Annotated in this window: 18 protein-coding genes; 3 read left to right on the top strand and 15 right to left on the bottom strand. The window is 71.0% G+C overall.

Annotated elements, in window-relative coordinates:
- Nucleotides 1–95 precede the first annotated feature (95 nt).
- From M2157_RS39350 to M2157_RS39325, 6 genes are all read right to left on the bottom strand, one after another.
- Nucleotides 96–1316, bottom strand: coding sequence for an MFS transporter (locus tag M2157_RS39350; RefSeq protein WP_280867551.1), 1221 nt, complete (start codon nucleotides 1314–1316; stop codon nucleotides 96–98).
- A gap of 105 nt (nucleotides 1317–1421) precedes the next feature.
- The gene (locus M2157_RS39345; protein WP_280856378.1) at nucleotides 1422–2828 is read right to left on the bottom strand and encodes an HAD-IA family hydrolase; all 1407 of its coding nucleotides are present in this window, start codon (nucleotides 2826–2828) and stop codon (nucleotides 1422–1424) included.
- A 20-nt stretch (nucleotides 2829–2848) separates the two neighbouring features.
- Nucleotides 2849–3898, bottom strand: coding sequence for an ABC transporter ATP-binding protein (locus tag M2157_RS39340; RefSeq protein WP_280867550.1), 1050 nt, complete (start codon nucleotides 3896–3898; stop codon nucleotides 2849–2851).
- A 3-nt stretch (nucleotides 3899–3901) separates the two neighbouring features.
- Nucleotides 3902–4714, bottom strand: coding sequence for an ABC transporter permease subunit (locus M2157_RS39335; RefSeq protein WP_069761486.1), 813 nt, complete (start codon nucleotides 4712–4714; stop codon nucleotides 3902–3904).
- Nucleotides 4702–5598 carry an ABC transporter permease subunit gene (locus tag M2157_RS39330; RefSeq protein WP_280867549.1) on the bottom strand — a complete coding sequence of 299 codons (897 nt, stop codon included), beginning with the start codon at nucleotides 5596–5598 and terminating at the stop codon, nucleotides 4702–4704. Before M2157_RS39330 ends, M2157_RS39335 begins: the two co-directional genes overlap by 13 nt.
- On the bottom strand, nucleotides 5595–6740 hold the full coding sequence (locus M2157_RS39325; RefSeq protein ID WP_280856381.1) for an extracellular solute-binding protein: 1146 nt from the start codon (nucleotides 6738–6740) through the stop codon (nucleotides 5595–5597). The genes M2157_RS39330 and M2157_RS39325 overlap by 4 nt, the downstream gene beginning before the upstream one ends.
- Nucleotides 6741–6954: 214 nt before the next feature.
- Here M2157_RS39325 and M2157_RS39320 point away from each other — a divergent pair, with 214 nt between their 5' ends.
- The gene (locus M2157_RS39320; RefSeq protein WP_059207979.1) at nucleotides 6955–7695 is read left to right on the top strand and encodes a GntR family transcriptional regulator; all 741 of its coding nucleotides are present in this window, start codon (nucleotides 6955–6957) and stop codon (nucleotides 7693–7695) included.
- Nucleotides 7696–7720: 25 nt separating this feature from the next.
- Complete coding sequence (locus M2157_RS39315) at nucleotides 7721–8179, top strand: hypothetical protein (RefSeq protein ID WP_280867548.1); 459 nt, start codon at nucleotides 7721–7723, stop codon at nucleotides 8177–8179.
- Here the strand turns inward: M2157_RS39315 and M2157_RS39310 are convergent.
- The 9 genes from M2157_RS39310 to rpe all read right to left on the bottom strand — a co-directional run bounded on the left by M2157_RS39310 (nucleotide 8172) and on the right by rpe (nucleotide 15304).
- On the bottom strand, nucleotides 8172–8624 hold the full coding sequence (locus tag M2157_RS39310; RefSeq protein ID WP_280856383.1) for an Lrp/AsnC family transcriptional regulator: 453 nt from the start codon (nucleotides 8622–8624) through the stop codon (nucleotides 8172–8174). The genes M2157_RS39315 and M2157_RS39310 overlap by 8 nt on opposite strands.
- A gap of 10 nt (nucleotides 8625–8634) precedes the next feature.
- On the bottom strand, nucleotides 8635–10098 hold the full coding sequence (locus M2157_RS39305) for an amino acid permease (protein WP_280856384.1): 1464 nt from the start codon (nucleotides 10096–10098) through the stop codon (nucleotides 8635–8637).
- 167 nt (nucleotides 10099–10265) lie between these two features.
- Nucleotides 10266–10652 carry a hypothetical protein gene (locus M2157_RS39300; RefSeq protein WP_280856385.1) on the bottom strand — a complete coding sequence of 129 codons (387 nt, stop codon included), beginning with the start codon at nucleotides 10650–10652 and terminating at the stop codon, nucleotides 10266–10268.
- Between the two features lie 15 nt (nucleotides 10653–10667).
- Nucleotides 10668–11081, bottom strand: a complete 414-nt coding sequence (locus M2157_RS39295; protein WP_348541819.1) for a GNAT family N-acetyltransferase — start codon at nucleotides 11079–11081, stop codon at nucleotides 10668–10670.
- A gap of 118 nt (nucleotides 11082–11199) precedes the next feature.
- Nucleotides 11200–12642, bottom strand: a complete 1443-nt coding sequence (locus M2157_RS39290) for a GuaB1 family IMP dehydrogenase-related protein (RefSeq protein ID WP_280858950.1) — start codon at nucleotides 12640–12642, stop codon at nucleotides 11200–11202.
- A gap of 132 nt (nucleotides 12643–12774) precedes the next feature.
- Nucleotides 12775–13089 carry a barstar family protein gene (locus M2157_RS39285; protein ID WP_280856386.1) on the bottom strand — a complete coding sequence of 105 codons (315 nt, stop codon included), beginning with the start codon at nucleotides 13087–13089 and terminating at the stop codon, nucleotides 12775–12777.
- Nucleotides 13086–13454 (bottom strand): ribonuclease domain-containing protein, encoded by a 369-nt coding sequence (locus M2157_RS39280; protein WP_280856387.1) that lies wholly within the window; start codon nucleotides 13452–13454, stop codon nucleotides 13086–13088. Before M2157_RS39280 ends, M2157_RS39285 begins: the two co-directional genes overlap by 4 nt.
- Before the next feature lie 41 nt (nucleotides 13455–13495).
- Nucleotides 13496–14539, bottom strand: coding sequence for a sugar-binding domain-containing protein (locus M2157_RS39275; RefSeq protein ID WP_057614141.1), 1044 nt, complete (start codon nucleotides 14537–14539; stop codon nucleotides 13496–13498).
- A 78-nt stretch (nucleotides 14540–14617) separates the two neighbouring features.
- Complete coding sequence (rpe, locus tag M2157_RS39270) at nucleotides 14618–15304, bottom strand: ribulose-phosphate 3-epimerase (RefSeq protein WP_062045012.1); 687 nt, start codon at nucleotides 15302–15304, stop codon at nucleotides 14618–14620.
- Nucleotides 15305–15438: 134 nt separating this feature from the next.
- Between rpe and M2157_RS39265 the strand changes: the two genes are divergently transcribed.
- Nucleotides 15439–17595 carry an MMPL family transporter gene (locus M2157_RS39265; RefSeq protein ID WP_280856388.1) on the top strand — a complete coding sequence of 719 codons (2157 nt, stop codon included), beginning with the start codon at nucleotides 15439–15441 and terminating at the stop codon, nucleotides 17593–17595.

Raw genomic sequence — 17595 nt, 5'->3', positions numbered from 1 at the left:
AGGTGGTCATGGGGGCCGCAGAGAGGGGCCACCTAGACGGTACGGGCGGCTCACCAGGGCGGACAAGGAGGAGCCGTTGCGCGCCGGTAAGCGTTTCATTGCGTGCGTGGGCGGTCCCCCGGCGATTCGTTGCGTGCGCCGCCGCCCCGGCCCAGCACCAGCGCCGTCACGAGGTACGGCACCGAGAGGATCACGAACACCGTGCTGTGTGCCAGGGACGCCCCGAGCAGGGTGTACACACCGAACACGGCGACCGTGACCAGTTCCGTGCCCAGGCTCGCCACCGAGGTCAGCGTGGCCCGGCGGGCGTCGTCGATGCGGTGCTGGAGCCTGACGTCGGCGAGCACCTCGGCCAGCTGGAAGCCCGCGAAGGCGAGGCCCACGAGGACGATGCCGGCGGGGGTGCGGACCCCGGCGCCCACGGCCAGGGCGAGTGCGGCGCCCGCGATCAGGGCGCCGAGGCCCCGGGTGCCCAGGCGTTCGGCCGGTCCGGCGAACAGGCTGCCGACCGTGACGAGCGCCCAGACCAGCAGGACCAGATAGGGCACGGTCGCGTCGGCCACACCGAGGTCGCGGATCAGCAGCGAGACGTACTCGTCGAGCGCGCCCCACACCGCGGCGACGGCCGGGACGAGCAGCAGGGCGCCCTGGACGGCCCGGTCCCCACGGGCCTCGGCAACCCCGGCCCGCAGGGTCGCCGCCCAGCGCGTGCTCCCCTTCTCGGCCGGCACCCGGTGTTCCGGCAGCCGGGTCGCCGTCACCGCGGCCAGCAGACAGGCCAGGACGCTCGCGGCGCCCACGGCCTCGTAACCGCCCAGCGCGAGGACCGGTCCGGCGAGACCCATCGCCACGACCGTGGCCAGCAGCCGGGCCGCCCGGGCCCGCCCCATCACGCGCGCGTACCGCTCGGCGGCCCCGAGCCGCTCCAGCTCGTCGTACACGAGGGCTTCCAGCGCACCGGACCCGAGCGCGCCTCCGGCGCCCCACAGAATGAAGCCCACCGCGAAGGCCCCGTACGACGGGACGCTCACCCACAGCGTGAAGCCGAGGGCCGTGAGCAGCGGGCCGATCCACAGCAGCCTGCGGCGCGAGACGGTGTCGGCCCAGGCGCCGGAGGGCACCTCGAGGACGACGGCCGTGAGCGACCACAGGGCGAACAGCGAGGAGATCTGCCAGAGGGGCAGGCCGGTGTCGGCGAACAGCAGCGCGTACACCGGGTAGAGCAGGACGAGGTCGTCGAGGAACGCGTAGCCGTACAGCGTGGTCGTCAGCCGGCGGGCGCCGGTCGCGGGCACACGTGCGGGTGAGAGTGTCATGAGGCCTTCCCGGAAGGGCGGTTCGGACGTCGTCGGAACGGTGTCCGAGGCGGCCCTCGGGAGGCACGGCTGGTGGATCAATGTCGCCAGGTCATGGCACCGATGTTAGACAGTCCCGGGCCCGCTGCCCAGCGAAAATGTGGTGATCACCGCGGCGTGGTCGGACGGCCAGTCGTTGTCCTCGACGTCCGGCCAGGTCCGCGGGGTGCCGCTGACGTACGTCCGGGAGTGGAGAACCCGCAGGCCGCGGTGGAGGACGTAGTCGATCCGGTCCTGCGGCTCCGGGTGAGCGTGCACCGGCGACCAGGTGTGGCCCGGGTCCCGTGCGGCATCGGGACGGGCCTGCCGGAAGGAGTCCCCGAAGCCCGCCTCCGCCGCCGCCCTGGTCACCGGCCACGCGACGTCCGGCCGGTCCAGGTGCGAGGGGCTGTTGAAGTCGCCGACGAGGACGACGGGCGCCGCGCCCGAGATCCGGCGCAGGGTGTCCCTCATCTGCCCGGTCCGCACCTGCTCATGGGCGAGCGGCTCGGACTCGTAGGGCCCGTAGTGGTCGGCGTCGAGGTGGGCCGTCCAGACCTCGACCTCCCGGTCTCCTACGGCGATCCGGGCCCCGGCGGCGCCGTAGAAACCGACGTCCGGGTCGCCCAGCACGGCCGTGATCGGGAGCCGGCTGATGATGCCGAGGTTCGGTCCCGCGCTGTGGTGGTGCCAGCCGAGCGCCTCGGCGAGTTCCCCGGCGGCGCCGCCGTACGTCTCCTGGAGCCCGACCACGTCCACGTCGGTCTCCGCGATGACCTTGAGCTGCTTGGCCCGGTGGTCGCGGACCTTCGTGCCGCCGTACCAGAGGTTCCAGGTCATCACGCGGAGCCGGTACGGCAACAGGGAGCGGAGCCCGTCGACGGTGACGCCCTCCAGGCTGGCCAGGACGGTCCGGCCGGGCGCGGCCTCTATGGGGGCGAGCGAGGGCACCGCGAGCACCGCGCAGCCCGCCGCTTCCGCCGAGGCGACGCCGGTCTCCGTGTCCTCCACCGCCACGCAGAGTGCCGGATCGACGCCGAGCGCGTCGCACGCGGCAAGGTAGGGGTCGGGCGCGGGCTTGGTGTGGGCCGTGTCGTCGGCGGTGACGGAGACCGCGAAGCGATCGGCGCCGAGCGCGTCGAGCACGGTGTCGGCGACGGCCCGGGGGGACGCGGTCACCAGAGCCGTGGGGACGCCCTCGCGGGCCAGGGCGTCGAGCAGGGCGAGGGCGCCGGGGCGGGGCACGATGCCGGTGCGGACGCGGTCCGCGAACTCCCGGTGGAGGGTCTCGGCGAGGTCCGCGGCGACTGCGCCCGTGATCGCGGCCAGCCAGGCGGCCGTGTACTCGACCGGGCGGCCGAGCACCTCGGGCCGGTCGGCCTCGGTCAAGGCCCGTCCGGCGACCTGCTCCACCGCCTCCCACCACAGCCGCTCGGTGTCGACGAGCGTGCCGTCCATGTCGAACAGGACGGCCTGGAGCGGGAGTCGGTTCACGGGTGCCTCTTTCTGGAAGATCAGGACGTACGTTCGGCCACGAGCACCGGCCGTTCCGGCAGCGACACGCTCACCGCGGCACCGGCTGTGAGCTCGGCGGCCTCGTGCGCGGGCAGATCGGCCTTCACGGCGGAGCCGTCGGCGAGCCGGACGGTGACGCGGACGGCCGCGCCCAGGAAGGAGGTCGCGACCACGCGGGACTTCCCGTCGGCCTCGGCCCGTACCCGCACGGCCTCCGGCCGCACCAGCACGTCGATCTCGGTCGCGGACGGCACCGGGCCGTCGACCGGCAGCCGCTGCCCGAGCACGTCGACCGTGCCGTCGGCGAGCCGTCCCGGGATCCGGCTCATCGTGCCGACGAACTCCGCGACGAAGGCGGTGGCGGGGCGGCCGTACAACTCGCTCGGCGTCGCGCACTGTTCGAGCTTCCCGGCGTGCATCACGGCGACCCGGTCCGCCATGGACAGGGCCTCCTCCTGGTCGTGGGTGACGAACAGTGTGGTGATGCCGAGCTCCTGCTGGAGCCGCCGGATCTCCTCGCGCAGGGTGAGCCGCACCTTGGCGTCCAGCGCCGACAACGGCTCGTCGAGCAGCAGCACGCGAGGGCGCAGCGCGAGCGCCCGGGCGAGCGCGACCCGCTGCTGCTGACCGCCGGAGAGCTGGTGCGGATATTGCCCGCCCTTCTCGGCGAGACCGACCAGGTCCAGCAACTCGGCGGCCCTGGAGCGCCGTTCGGCCGTCCGGACCTTGCGCATCCGCAGTCCGAAGGCCACGTTGTCGAGCGCGTCGAGATGCGGGAAGAGGCTGTACGACTGGAAGACCATCCCGGCGTCCCGGCGGTGGGCCGGGACCCGGGTGACGTCCTCGCCGTCCACGAGCACTTCGCCCGAGTCGGGGTGTTCGAAGCCGGCCAGCATCCTGAGCGCGGTGGTCTTGCCGCAGCCGGACGGGCCGAGCAGGGCGACGAGCTCACCGGGCTGGACGGTCAGGTCGAGGCCGTCGAGGGCGACGGTCGGGCCGAACTCCCGCCTGATCCCACGGAATTCGACGGTTGCCGCTGTATCAAGCATGGATCATCCCCGGGAAGTAGTACGGGTACGGCCGCCGAAGCCGGCCAGGACGAGGAGCAGCACCCACGTCACGAGCAGGCTGAGCACGGACACGGCGACGGACAACTGGGCCTGCGAGCCGCTGACGTTGACGATCCACACGGCGAAGGGCCTGAAGCCCAGGAGCTGGGCCACGGTGAACTCGCCGAGCACCAGGGCCAGCGTGAGGAAGGAGGCGTTGAGCAGGGCGCCGCGCAGATTGGGCAGTACGGCCCGGACGAGGGCCTGCGGCCAGCCGGCACCGCAGCTGCGGGCGGCCTCCACGAGGGTGCGGACGTCGACGGCGCGGAGCCCGGCGTCCAGTGCCCGGTAGACGAACGGCAGCGCCATCACGACGTAGGCCAGGACCAGGACGAAGGGGAAGTCGGGATTCTGGATCGCCACGAAGGTCTCGAACAGGGGGGTGCGGGAGAGGTGGTCGGGCCCCCACTTGAGGACCGTGCCGAGGCCGGCGACGAACGCGATCGGCGGGACGACGAGCGGCAGTGAGCACACCACCTCGACGAGCGGCCTGAGCCGGGGCGCGCCGAGCCGCAGCGCGACCATCGCGGGCACCATCAGCAGCAGGACGACGGCGATGGTGGCGAGGGCCAGCTCCAGCGAGAGCAGCAGGCTGGAGACGAAACCGTCGGTGGAGAAGATCTGTGTGTACGCGTCGAAGGTGATCCCCTGGCCGGGTACGTCGACGGTGAAGACGACGGACGCGGCGAGCGGCACCAGGAAGTACAGTCCGGCGAGGCCGAGCACGCCCCACCGCCACAGGTTCAGGCGAGCCATCGCGCACTCCTCCGCTGCAGGGGCAGGTACACGGCCATGACCAGGCCCGCGACCAGGACCATGTCGAGGCTGAGGGCGAGCGCCACGTTCTCCTGGCCGACGAGCACGTTGCCGGAGATCGCGTCGGCGATCTGGAGGGTGACCAGCGGGATGGAGCTGCCCACCATCGCGGCGGCGGTGGCGTACGCGGCGAAGGCGCTGCCGAAGAGCAGCACGAACCCGCCGAGAAGCGTGGGCAGCAGGACGGGCAGGGCGACGAAACGCCAGTACTGCACGCCCGTTGCCCCGTTGTTCTGCGCCGCCTCGCGCCACTGGCTGCGCAGCCCGTCCAGGGCGGGCGTGATCGTGAGCACCATGAGGGGGATCAGGAAGTACAGGTAGACGATGACGAGGCCCCAGAAGCTGTAGAGGTCCCAGCCCTTGTCGGTGAGGCCCAGCTGCCGGGTCAGCACGCCGGCGTTGCCGAGCGTGGCGACGAAGGCGAAGGCCAGTGGGACTCCGCCGAAGTTGGCGAGCACTCCGGACGCGGTGAGCACCGCCTCGCGCAGCCCGCGGAAGCGGGAGGACACCACGGCCTGGGCCAGCGGCAGACCGAAAAGAGTCGCCAGGGCGGCGGACACGGCCGACAGCTTCACGCTGCCGAGCAGCGCGGTGAGATACGCGCCCTTGAGTGAGGCCGTCAGGTTGTCGACGGTGTACGAAGTCGCCCCGGTGGCCGGGTCCTTGGCGGTGAACGCGCCGTCCAGCATGGCGATGGCGGGCAGCCCGAAGGCGACCGCGACGAACGCGAGCAGCGGGACGACGGCGATCCAGCCGAGGGACCGGCGCCGCCGCTTCACCTGAGCGGCGGGCGCCGTGTCCACCCGTACGGCGGTGGCCGTCATCCGGAGACGGCCTTCGCCCAGCCCTGTCCGAGGACCGTCTTGGCCTTGTCCTGCTGGGCCTCGGTCGGGAAGGACGGGGTGCCGGAGACCTGGGGCAGCTTGGCGGCGGCCGTCTTGTCGAGGGTGCCGGCCTTCTCCATTGCGGTCATCAGGGCCGGGCGGGCGTATCCCTTGAGCCACAGGTTCTGGCCCTCGGTGCTGTAGAGGTACTCCTGCCACAGGCGGGCGGCCGCGGGGTGCGGGGCGTCCTTGTTGACGGCCTGGGAGTAGTACTGCGAGAACTGGCCGTCTCTCGGCACCGACACCTTCCAGTCGACGCCCTTGGACTTGAACTCGTCGGCGTACCCGGCGTTCAGGTAGTCCCAGTCGATGCTGATCGGTGTCTCGCCCTTCTCGACGGTGGCCGGGGTCGACTCGACGGGCGTGTAGTTGCCGTTCTTCTTGATCTTGGCGAAGAAGTCGAGGCCGGGCTGGATGTCGTCGAAGGAGCCACCGCTGGCGAGCGAGGCCGCGTAGACGCCGCCGAAGGCCGAACCGGACTTGGTGGGGTTGCCGTTGAGGGCGACCTGGCCCTTGTACTGCGGCTTGAGCAGGTCGGCGAAGGTGGTGGGGCAGGTCTTGACCCGCTTCGCGTCGCAGCCGATGGAGATGTAGCCGCCGTAGTCGTTGTACCAGCGGGCCTGCGGGTCCTTCTGCCCGGTGGGGATGTCCCCGTACGACGCCACCTTGTACGGCGCGAGCAGGCCCTGCTGGGCGGCGCTGAGGGCGAAGGAGCTGCCGAGGTCGAGGACGTCGGGCGCCCGGGTCTGCCCCTTGCGCGAGGTCACGGCGTTGATCTCGTCCTGGCTGGAGCCGTCGGGGTTCTCGACGGAGATCTTGATGCCGTACTTCTTCTGGAAGCCGTCGATGAGGGCCCCGTAGTTGGCCCAGTCGCGGGGCAGCGCGATGGCGTTGAGCGTGCCCTCCTTCTTCGCCGCGGCGACCAGCTTGTCCATACCGCCGAAGTCGGCGGCTGAGGTGGCGGTGGCGGCGTTCTTGCCGTCGGCGGTGGTGGACGCGTTGTCGGGGGCGGCGCCGCACGCGCTCAGGGCGAGGGCGGCGAGGACGCCGAGGGCGGCTGTTCTCGGCAGGGACACGGTCACGGCTTCTCCAGGGGACGCGCGAGGGTGCAGGAGCCAAAGGGAGATAACTTGTCTGAACAAGTTGGCCTCAGTAAGGCTGCCGCTGGTGTCGCGCCGGTAAACACTGGCGAAACGCTGACCCCGAATTCCCGCACAATCTGAGCCCTCTCCATACCCTTCGGGATGTCGACTACCCTGGTCACGCTGTGCACAGAGACCGACTCAGAGGGGAAGCATGGGGGCGCGTCACGAGGAGATCGCCGACGAACTGCGTCGGGCGATCGACCGCGAGGAGTACACCGTCGGCAGTCTGCTGCCCGCCGAGACGGAGCTCGCGGCGCACTACGGCGTCTCGCGCGGGACGGTCCGCCAGGCGGTCGCGGCGCTGACCACCGAGGGCCTGATCGGCTCCCGGCAGGGTGCCCGCCGCGTGGTCCTGGCCAGCCGCCGCAGCCAGAGCTTCGCGGAACTCAGGAGTTTCGCCGAATGGGCCCGGGCGATGGGCCGTGCGGCGACCGGCCGGGTGGTGGCACAGGAGTACCGTCCGGCCACGAAGGAGGACTCGGTGCGCCTCCAACTGGCCATGGGCACACCGGTGTTGCATGTCCTGCGGGTGCGCGGACTCGATGGCGAACCGGTGTTGCTGGAGCGGACGGTGTACGCCGACTGGATCTCCCCGACCGTCGAGTCCATCGAGCCCGAGTGCCCCTCCGTCACCCAACGCCTGTACGACGACACGGGTCTGGTCTTCGCCTACGGGGAACACGTCATCGACGCGGTGGCGGCGGGAGCGCAGGACGCGGAGCTGCTGGAAGTCCGCCGCACGAGCCCGCTCCTGAGGGTCCGGCGGGTGACCACCACCCGTGAAGGACGCCCGGTCGAGTGGTCGGACGACCGCTACCGTTCGGACGCGGTGAGCTTCAGCGTGCACAACTCGATCGGCAACAACGCGCTGGCGCGGAAGACCGCGGAGTAGGGTTCCCGCCCGACAGGAGGTTCCGTTGGACATCGGTATGTTGCCTGCGGTCGACGAGCATGCGGTGATCGTCTCGGCGACGGCCGTCGAGGTCTGGCACGCGCTCGGCGAGACCCTGGAACAGTCCTTCGGCCGACCGCGCTCCGCCCGCTACGCCCGTCTCGTCGGAGTCGTCGACCGTACGGCGTCCGGACCCCGGCCCCTCGTCGAGGCGTCGGCCTTCCCCGGGTTCCGGGTGGCCCACGCGGTCCCGGGACAGGAGCTGGTCCTCGTCGGGCGGCACCACTTCTCGACGTACGCCCTGGTCTTCCGCCTGGAGGAGACCACCCCGGGACGCACCCGACTGCGGGCCGAGACCCGGGCCCGGTTTCCCGGACCCGGCGGTGCCCTCTACCGGCTGCTGGTCATCTCCTCCGGTGCGCACGCCCTGCTCACCGGGCGGCTGCTGGCGGCGGTCCGGCGCCGTGCCGAGCCGGTCAGGTAGGCGAGCCCGAGGAGAAGCGGCGCAGCAACGGGGAGAGGACCAGGACCGACTTGGTGCGCTCCACGAACGGCTCCCCCGCGATCCGCTCCAGGACCCGTTCGAAGTGCCGCATGTCGGATGCGAAGACCTGGACGACCGCGTCGGCCTCTCCGGTGACGGTGGAGGCGGCCACCACCTCCTGGTAGCGCTCCAGACCGCGCTGGATGGTCTCCGGGGAGGTGTTGCGCCGGCAGTAGACCTCGACGAACCCCTCGGTCTCCCAGCCGAGGGCCGCCGGGTCCACCCGTACGGTGAATCCGGTGATGGCCCCGGTGGCGCGCAGCCGGTCCACGCGGCGCTTCACGGCGGGCGCGGACAGGCCGACGATCTGCCCGATGTCCGCGTAGGAGCGGCGGGCGTCCTCGGCGAGGGCGTGCACGATGCGTTCGTCGAGTTCGTTCAGCACGGTGGGTGGATCAGCCTTCGGGTGTTGCGAGTCGGGAACGGCGGTGGCCGTATCCGAAGTAGAACACGAGCCCGGCGGCCATCCAGACCCCGAAGACCACCCAGGTGACGGTGGACAGGCTGCCCATCATCCAGACGCAGAAGCCGAAGCCGAGGGCCGGGAAGACCGGCGAGAGCGGGACGCGGAAGGTGCGGGGCATGTCGGGCCGGGTCCGGCGCAGCACCACGACGGCGATGTTGACCAGGGCGAAGGCGAAGAGCGTGCCGATACTGGTGGCGTCCGCGAGCTGGCCGAGCGGGATGGCCGCCGCCAGCACCCCGCAGAACAGGGACACGATCACCGTGTTCGCCCGGGGCGCGCCGGTCTTCGGGTGGACCCGGCCGAACACCTTCGGTACGAGTCCGTCCCTGGACATCGCGAAGAGGATGCGGGTCTGGCCGTAGAGCACGGTCAGGACGACGCTCGCGATGGCGATGACCGCGCAGAACGCCAGCAGGGTGCCCCAGAAGCTCTGCCCGGTGACCTCCCGCATGATCTGGGCGAGGGCGGCCTCGGAGTCGTTGAAGTGCTGCCAGGGCTTCGCGCCGACCGCGACGGCGGCGACCAGCACGTACAGCGCGGTCACGATGACCAGCGACAGCATGATCGCGCGGGGCAGGTCGCGCTGGGCGTTCTTCGCCTCCTCACCGGCCGTGGAGGCGGCGTCGAAGCCGATGTACGAGAAGAAGAGCGTGGCACCTGCCGCACTGACCCCGGCCATCCCGAGCGGCATGAAGTGCTCGTAGTTGCCGGAGCGGAAGCCCTGGATTCCGATCGCGCAGAACAGCGCCAGCGCGGCGATCTTCACGACGACCATCACGGTGTTGGCACGGGCCGACTCGCGGGCCCCGCCGAGCAGGAAGGCCATGGCGACGAGGACGACGATCAGCGCGGGGAGGTTGAAGACACCGCCGTCGCCGGGCGGGGCGGACAGCGCGTCCGGGATGGTGACGCCGATGGTCCCGTCGAGGAGCTCGTTCAGGTATTCGCCCCAGCCGACGGCCACGGCGGCGACCGAGACGCCGTACTCCAGGACCAGGCACCAGCCGCAGATCCAGGCGACCAGTTCGCCCATGGTTGCGTACGCGTACGAGTACGAGGACCCGGCGACCGGGATGGTGCCCGCGAGTTCGGCATAGGAGAGGGCCGAGAAGAGGGCGGTGAGGCCGGCGATCACGAAGGAGAGCGTGACGGCGGGACCTGCCTTCGGCACGGCCTCGCCCAGCACGACGAAAATGCCGGTGCCCAGGGTGGCGCCGATGCTGATCATCGTCAGCTGCCAGAGTCCGAGGGAGCGCCTGAGGGCCCCTCCCTCGCCCTGGCCGCCCTCCGCGACCAGGCGTTCCACGGGTTTGCGCCGCATGACGCGCGCGCCGAGCCCCGGGGTGGGGGCTTCTTGGGTGCGGTGGTGCGTGGGTGCACCTTGGTCGAGCACGCGCTGACTCCTTCGTCGCTGCAGGTGAGTACAGCGCAGCACCCTACGAGCCCGGACGTCACAGTCGTAATGCAGCAACCTTGCACGCACTCGCAAGATCGTTGCGTTCCGGGCCGATGGGCGGGCGTTCGTTGCGCGTGCCCCCGACCGGTGCCCGTCAGCCCTCGTCAGCGGTCCTCCGGCTCCCCCGCCACGGCCCGCGCCTCAGCCACATCCGCCTCGTCGAACCCCATCTGGCCGGGCTTGCCGTATGCCTCCCGCTGGGCGTCGATCCAGCGGGTGTGGGCCTCCCACGCGGCTTGTTTGCTGGTGCCCAGCGCGGCCCCGATCTGCGACCAGGAGGCGCCGGCCTCGCGGGCCGAGCGCACGGTCAGCTGACGGCCGTAGGAGGCCTTGCGGGCCACGACCTCGCTCAGCGCGAGGAGTTCGAGCAGTTCGGCCCGGTCGGGGGCGTCCGTGGCCCCGCCCAGCGCCTCCCGCATGCGCAGCTCGTCGAGCCGGGAGACGGCGGTCAGCAGGGTGTACTGCGGCTCGATGCTCTCGGGTGTCGTCATGCTCCCAGATTCGCGTCAGGCAGGCTTGACGTCAAGGTGGCCTGACGAAAGGTCTCGGACGAGAAACGTGCAGGCGTCCACACACTCACGGGTCGTGCCGCCGTGGTCCTGGTACGACCAGCGGTCCAGGTAGTCGGTCACCGGCCGGTAGCCGAGCCGCGCGTACAGGCCCGCCGCGCGCGGGTTGTCCTGCCCGACCCCGATGCCCACGGTCGTCAGACCCCGCGTCCGGGCCAGTTCCTCGGCGGCCCGGACCAGCTCGGTGCCGATCCCCCGTGAGCGCAGCTCCTCGGGCCGGACCGCGAGACCGCCGATCTCGGGGCAGTCCAGGGTGACCTCGGGGGCGGCGACGGCATCCGCACGGCGTCGGCGATCGCGCGCGAGCTGGGCCGCCCGGCGTGGAAGGACGTGGCCTCCGGGCGACCCCACCGGTCGAGCAGCGCGACATCGCCGCTCCGGCAGACACTGATCTCCCTACGACGACCGTAGGGACCGGGAAGGCGAACGGCCCCCGATTTTCCACGGGGGCCCTGCGCGACGGACGGACTCAGCTCCAGCTGGCGTGCAGCGGCTTGCCCTCGGCGTAGCCGGCCGCGCTCTGGATACCGACGACCGCCTTCTCGGCGAACTCCTCGAGGGAGCCCGCACCGGCGTAGGTGCAGGAGGAGCGGACGCCCGCGATGATCGAGTCGATCAGGTCCTCGACACCCGGGCGGGACGGGTCGAGGAACATCCGGGAGGTGGAGATGCCCTCCTCGAACAGCGCCTTGCGGGCGCGGTCGTAGGCCGACTCCTCCGACGTGCGGTTGGCCACGGCACGCGCGGACGCCATGCCGAACGACTCCTTGTAGAGGCGGCCGTTCGCGTCCTGCTGGAGGTCGCCCGGGGACTCGTAGGTGCCGGCGAACCAGGACCCGATCATCACGTTGGACGCACCGGCGGCCAGGGCCATGGCGACGTCGCGCGGGTGGCGGACCCCGCCGTCGGCCCACACGTGCTTGCCGTACTTCTTCGCCTCGGCGGCGCACTCCATGACCGCGGAGAACTGCGGCCGGCCCACGCCGGTCATCATGCGGGTGGTGCACATGGCGCCGGGGCCCACACCCACCTTGATGATGTCCGCGCCCGCCTCGACGAGGTCGCGCACACCCTCCGCGGCCACGATGTTGCCCGCGACGATCGGGACCTGCGGGTCGAGACCGCGCACCAGCCTGATCGTGTTGATCATCGACTCCTGGTGGCCGTGCGCCGTGTCGATGACGAGGGTGTCGACGCCCGCGTCCAGCAGCTGCTTGGCCTTGGCCGGTGCGTCGCCGTTGATGCCGACGGCGGCGGCGATGCGCAGCTTGCCGTTCGCGTCCACGGCAGGGGTGTACAGCGTGGCCCGCAGGGCGCCCTTGCGGGTGAGGATGCCGGCGAGGCGGCCGCCCTGGTCGACGGCGGGGGCGTAGCGGCGGTTGGCCGCGTCGAGGCGGTTGAAGGCCTCACGCGGGTCGATGTCGGCGTCCAGGAGCAGCAGATCCCGGGACATGACGACCTCGAGCTGCGTGAAACGGTCGACCCCGGTCAGGTCCTGGTCGGTGACGACACCGACGGGCCGGCCGTCCTGGTCGACGACCACACCGGCGTTGTGCGCGCGCTTGGGCAGCAGGGCCAGCGCGTCGGCGACGGTCTGGTGCGGGGCCAGCACGATCGGGGTGTCCAGGACGTGGTGGCGGCTCTTCACCCAGGAGACGACCTCGGTGACGACCTCGATCGGGATGTCCTGCGGGATGACCACGAGGCCACCGCGGCGGGCCATGGTCTCCGCCATGCGACGCCCGGCGATGGCGGTCATGTTGGCGACGACCAGCGGGATCGTGGTGCCCGTGCCGTCCGGGGAGCTGAGATCCACCCCCTGCCGCGAGCCGACGGCGCTGCGGCTCGGGACCATGAAGACGTCGTCGTACGTCAGGTCGTACGGGGGCTGGATGTCGTTGAGGAAACGCACGTGCTGCACATCCCAGTCGATCAGAGGTGGCCCCCGGACAGGTCAGCCAGGGGGAAAGAGCACGTACTTCATTCTCCCATGCCGGGCGGATCGCCACCCACGGGCGAATCGTCCAGACCAGACGGAGGGGCCTTAGGACGAACCTCCAAGGGCGAGTGCCACGGTGAGCGCGGACGCCTGCGAGAACACCTCGCGCGCGGTCGCCCACTCGTCCGGCCGCGCCCCGGCGTACCGGTCCCAGTTCCGTACGACGACGACGATCTCCTCTTCGGCAGCGTCGTCGGAGCCGTCCTCGGACCACAGGCCCGGGTCGGAGAGGACGTCGGCCAGCGCGTCCCAGTTGCGACCGAACCAGTCCGGCAGCCGCAGGTCCCGGACGCAGCGGTCCATCAGGCCCGCCTTGTCCGCGACCCCGTCGAGGTCCAGCGTGACCACGCGTGCCGTCATCTCAGTACCGCCCTGAACGAGTCGTAGTGATCATCGGTGTAGTAGATCTCCCCACCCTGCCCGGTGACGATGCGCCGGGCCCCACGATCGCGCGAGCCCGGCGTCGGGACGGTGTATTCGTGGTAGTAACCGCGCTGGTGCGCGGGCAGCAGCCGCTCGAAGTTCCCGAAGACGGAGCCGTCCTTGGCGTACGGGAACGGGCCGCCCCTGTCGATGAGTTCGAGGGTCTGCCGGGCCTCGGCCGGGAGCTTCGACTCCTGGACGGTGGCCGGGCCGCCGCCCCGCGGGGAATCATTCTCGGTGGCCGAACACCCCGTCAGGACCAGTACGCACAGAAGCATTCGGGAGACGAACCGCAGCAGCATGCGCTCGATGCTGCCACGGCCCGTCCCCTCATGACCTTCCGTCAGGGTCCGTCCGGATCCGACCTGTTGAGCGCCGGCTTAGGCGTCGTCCCCGCCGTCATCAGGTAGTCCGCGGCGGAGGTGTCCGTCACCAGGCTGGTGACGAGTCCCGACCGCAGCACCGCGTCGATCGCGGCCGCCTTGCGCTGTCCCCCGGCGATCGCGACGACCTCGGGGATACGGCGGAGCTGGTCGGCCTTGACGGTGATGCACCGCTCGCCCAGGTCACGCCCGACCCGGCGCCCTTCGGAGTCGAAGAGGTGCGCGGACATCTCGGCGGCGACCCCGAGCGAGGCGTAGTGGCCGCGCTCCTCGTCGCTGAGCATGTCGTGCACCGTCGAGATGCCCGGCTCCCAGGAGCCGATGGAGACACAGGCGACCGTGACCTTGTCGAAGTACTCGAAGGCCCGGGCGATGCCGGTCTGGTTGCGCAACGCGGCCGCGGTGGCCGCGTCCGGCAGCAGCATCGGCGCGTAGATGGGGTGGGCGTCCCCGCCGGACACCTGGGCGGCCCGCCGCACCGCCTCCACCGAACCGCGCTCGGCGGTCCCGGCGTCGTACACACCCGTCAACTGCACCACCGTGCACGGTGGCAGCCGGTCGAGGGCGGCCGCCATGTGGATGGTGGAACGACCCCAGGCCAGGCCCAGGATGTCGCCCTCGTCGACCAGTTCGCCGAGCAGGTCGGCGGCCACTTCTCCCAGGTTCTCGGGGTCCGGCGAGTCCTGGGCCTCGGCCGGGGACTCCACCACGACGGCGTGCCTGAGGCCGTAGCGGGCGCGGAGCGCGTCGGAGCGCTCGGCGTCCAGCTCGGCCGGCACGCGGATCTCGATGCGTACGAGATCCCGTTCGAGGGCGGTCTCCAGGACCCGGGCCACCTTGAAGCGGCTGACGCCGAACTCCTCCGCGATCTGGATCTTGGACTTGCCCTCGAGGTAGAAGCGGCGGGCCATGGCCGCCGCCTGCACCAGCTCAGCGGGTCCCATCCGCATGGCTGACCGGCCAGCCGACATACCCGACACGGCGATCTCCTCACTGCTGTTCACACTCTGGATTCGCCGTTCATCCTTGCAGATCCGGCGCACTTGATCAGCCCTGATCGAAGCCGTTCACGTTCCCTTGGCTCAGTGGTCGCACGCCCACGAAGCCTTAGCGGTCGCCCCCTCGGCCTGATTGCGCAATACACGTACCGCCTCGGCCGGGTCGGACGCCCCGTACACCGCGGACCCGGCGACGAAGACATCGGCGCCCGCGTCCGCGCAGCGCTCGATCGTGGACGCCGAGACGCCACCGTCGACCTGGAGCCACAGCTCAAGCCCGTGCTTGCTGATCAACTCGCGGGTGCGGCGAATCTTGGGGAGCATGATGTCGAGGAAGGCCTGTCCCCCGAAACCGGGTTCGACCGTCATGATCAGCAGCATGTCGAGCTCGGGGAGCAGGTCCTCGTACGGCTCGATGGGCGTCGCGGGCTTCAGCGCCATGGAGGCGCGGGCACCCTTGGCCCGGATCTCCCGGGCGAGCCTGACCGGAGCGGCGGCCGCCTCCACATGGAAGGTGACGGAGGAAGCCCCCGCCTCTACGTACTGGGGCGCCCAGCGATCGGGGGCCTCGATCATCAGATGGCAGTCCAGCGGGGTGTCCGTCGCACGGGCCAGAGACTCTACGACCGGCACACCGAGCGTGAGGTTCGGGACGAAATGGTTGTCCATGACGTCGACGTGGAGCCAGTCGGCTCCCTCGACCGCCTTCGCCTCGTCCGCAAGGCGGGCGAAGTCGGCGGACAGGATGCTGGGATTGATCTGCGCGGCCATGCCCCAAGCCTCCCATGCCGGGGCGCGAAGGAGCGCGCCGGTCCAGACCTAAGCCGTTCATCGGATGTTGTGGACGACCTGTGCGTGCCATGCTGGGCGGCTGATCGGCTCGACAGGTGGCGCCGGGGGTGGCCATGACCGGGAATCGGGGCATCGCGCACTTCGTCTGCGGACGGCGTGCCAAGTGGGCGGTACTGGCGCTGTGGTTGGTGGTGCTGTTCCTGACGGCGCCCCTGGCCTCCAAGCTCACCGACGCCCAGGACAACGACGCGGCCTCCTGGCTGCCCGGCTCCGCGGAGTCGACCCAGGTCCTCCAGATCTCCGAGGACTTCAGGCCGGAACAGATCCCCGCGGTCGTCGTCTACGCGCGCGACAGCGGCCTCACGCCGCAGGAGCGGGCCGCGATCGCCAAGGACACGGCCGAGATCAAACAGCTCACGGCACACGGCATCCGCGGCTCGGAGACCCGTGGCCCGATCTACGACCGGCAGAGCGACCCGCGCGCGGCCCAGATCCTCGTCCCGATCACCATGGACGAGAAGGGCTGGGAGGAGATCGCGCCCGCGGTCGACTCCATCCGTGACGTCGTGGGCGAGGGCGGTGACGGCCTCGCCGTGCACATCACCGGCCCCGGCGGCACGTCCGCGGACTTCTCCGAGGCCTTCGAGGGCATCGACTCGACTCTGCTGCTGTCGGCGATGGCCGTCGTCATCGTCATGCTGCTCATCACCTTCCGCAGCCCCACCCTGCTCCTGGTCCCGCTGCTCTCCGTGGTCGCCGCGCTGTTCACCGCGCAGGCCTTCATCTACCTGCTCGCCGAGCACGCGGGTCTGACGGTCAACGGCCAGAGCGCCGGCATTCTGACCGTGCTCGTCTTCGGCGCGGGGACCGACTATGCCCTGTTGCTGGTCGCCCGCTACCGGGAGGAACTGCACCACCACGAGGACCGCCACGAGGCGATGGCCCTCGCCCTGCACCGCGCGGGCCCGGCCGTGCTCGCCTCTGGCGCGACCGTCGTCCTGAGCATGCTGGTCCTGCTGACCGCCGAGATGAACTCGACCCGGGGTCTCGGCCCGGTCGCCGCGATCGGTGTCGCGGTCGCCCTGCTGGCGATGATGACCCTGTTCCCGGCCCTGCTGGTGATCTTCAGCCGCTGGATCTTCTGGCCGGCCATCCCGCACTTCGGCGACCCCGACCGCATCGAGACCGGCCTCTGGGCCCGCGCCGGCCGCCGTATGGCCCTCCGCCCCCGGATGGTCTGGAGCGCCACGGCAGCGGCCCTCGTGATCTGCTCGCTGGGCCTGATCCAGCTGCGCGCCGAAGGCATCAGCAACGCCGACGCGTTCACCGGGAAACCGGACTCGATCTCCGGCCAGGAGGTGTCCGCGAAGTACTTCCCGGCGGGCAGCGGCGATCCCCTGGTCGTCGTCAGCAACCAGGCCCAGGCCCAACAGGTCGGCGAGGCGGTCGCGGGAACCCGGGGAGTCGTGCCCACGTCCCTCGGCCTGCCACCGGGCACGAAACCGTCGTTCGAAGGCAAGGTCCTCTTCGAGGCGACGATGACCGCCCCGGCCGACAGCGAGGCCGCGAAACAGACGGTGGAGCGGGTCCGGGACGCCGTCCACGCGGTCCCGGACGCCGACGCCCAGGTCGGCGGCGGTACGGCCGCCCTGCTCGACATGGACAAGGCGACCACGCACGACAACATCCTGATCATCCCGCTGGTGCTCGTCGTGGTGATGCTGATCCTGTGCGCCCTGCTGCGTGCCCTGATCGCCCCGCTGCTGCTGATCGGAACGGTGATCCTTTCCTTCGCGGCGGCCCTGGGCATCAGCGCCCTGGCCTTCCGCCATCTCTTCGACTACGCGGGCGAGTCCACGGACTTCCCGCTGTTCGTCTTCGTCTTCCTGGTGGCCCTCGGCATCGACTACAACATCTTCCTGACCACCCGCATCCGCGAGGAGGCGGCCCACGGGGGCACCCGCGCGGGCGTGATCACGGGTCTGGCCGCGACCGGCGCGGTCATCACCTCCGCCGGTCTGGTCCTGGCCGGCACCTTCGCCGCCCTCGGCACCCTGCCGATGGTCGCCTTCGCGGAGATCGGCTTCACGGTGGCGCTGGGCGTCCTGCTGGACACGTTCATCGTGCGGTCGGTGCTGGTGACGTCGTTGTTCCTGGACGTGGGGGCAAAGGTGTGGTGGCCGCACAGCCTGAGCAAGGAGGAGCCGGCCGACCCAGGGGCGCGGGGAACCGAGCGACCGGCCACGACGGCGCCGCGGACACCCGACTAG

It is taken from the genome of Streptomyces sp. SAI-127, from assembly GCF_029894425.1.
In the GTDB taxonomy this organism is placed as follows: Bacteria; Actinomycetota; Actinomycetes; order Streptomycetales; family Streptomycetaceae; genus Streptomyces.
The sequence above is the reverse complement of the archived record's forward strand: the minus strand, read 5'-3'. Positions and strand labels throughout refer to the sequence as shown.

What these genes read in the sequence shown, in the direction of transcription:
- M2157_RS39350 (WP_280867551.1), bottom strand. Translation starts at nt 1,316, where the DNA reads ATGACACTCTCACCCGCACGTGTGCCCGCGACCGGCGCCCGCCGGCTG.
- M2157_RS39330 (WP_280867549.1), bottom strand. Translation starts at nt 5,598, where the DNA reads ATGACGGCCACCGCCGTACGGGTGGACACGGCGCCCGCCGCTCAGGTG.
- M2157_RS39340 (WP_280867550.1), bottom strand. Translation starts at nt 3,898, where the DNA reads ATGCTTGATACAGCGGCAACCGTCGAATTCCGTGGGATCAGGCGGGAG.
- rpe (WP_062045012.1), bottom strand. Translation starts at nt 15,304, where the DNA reads ATGGCCGCGCAGATCAATCCCAGCATCCTGTCCGCCGACTTCGCCCGC.
- M2157_RS39265 (WP_280856388.1), top strand. Translation starts at nt 15,439, where the DNA reads ATGACCGGGAATCGGGGCATCGCGCACTTCGTCTGCGGACGGCGTGCC.
- M2157_RS39280 (WP_280856387.1), bottom strand. Translation starts at nt 13,454, where the DNA reads ATGCTGCTGCGGTTCGTCTCCCGAATGCTTCTGTGCGTACTGGTCCTG.
- M2157_RS39285 (WP_280856386.1), bottom strand. Translation starts at nt 13,089, where the DNA reads ATGACGGCACGCGTGGTCACGCTGGACCTCGACGGGGTCGCGGACAAG.
- M2157_RS39320 (WP_059207979.1), top strand. Translation starts at nt 6,955, where the DNA reads ATGGGGGCGCGTCACGAGGAGATCGCCGACGAACTGCGTCGGGCGATC.
- M2157_RS39300 (WP_280856385.1), bottom strand. Translation starts at nt 10,652, where the DNA reads ATGACGACACCCGAGAGCATCGAGCCGCAGTACACCCTGCTGACCGCC.
- M2157_RS39335 (WP_069761486.1), bottom strand. Translation starts at nt 4,714, where the DNA reads ATGGCTCGCCTGAACCTGTGGCGGTGGGGCGTGCTCGGCCTCGCCGGA.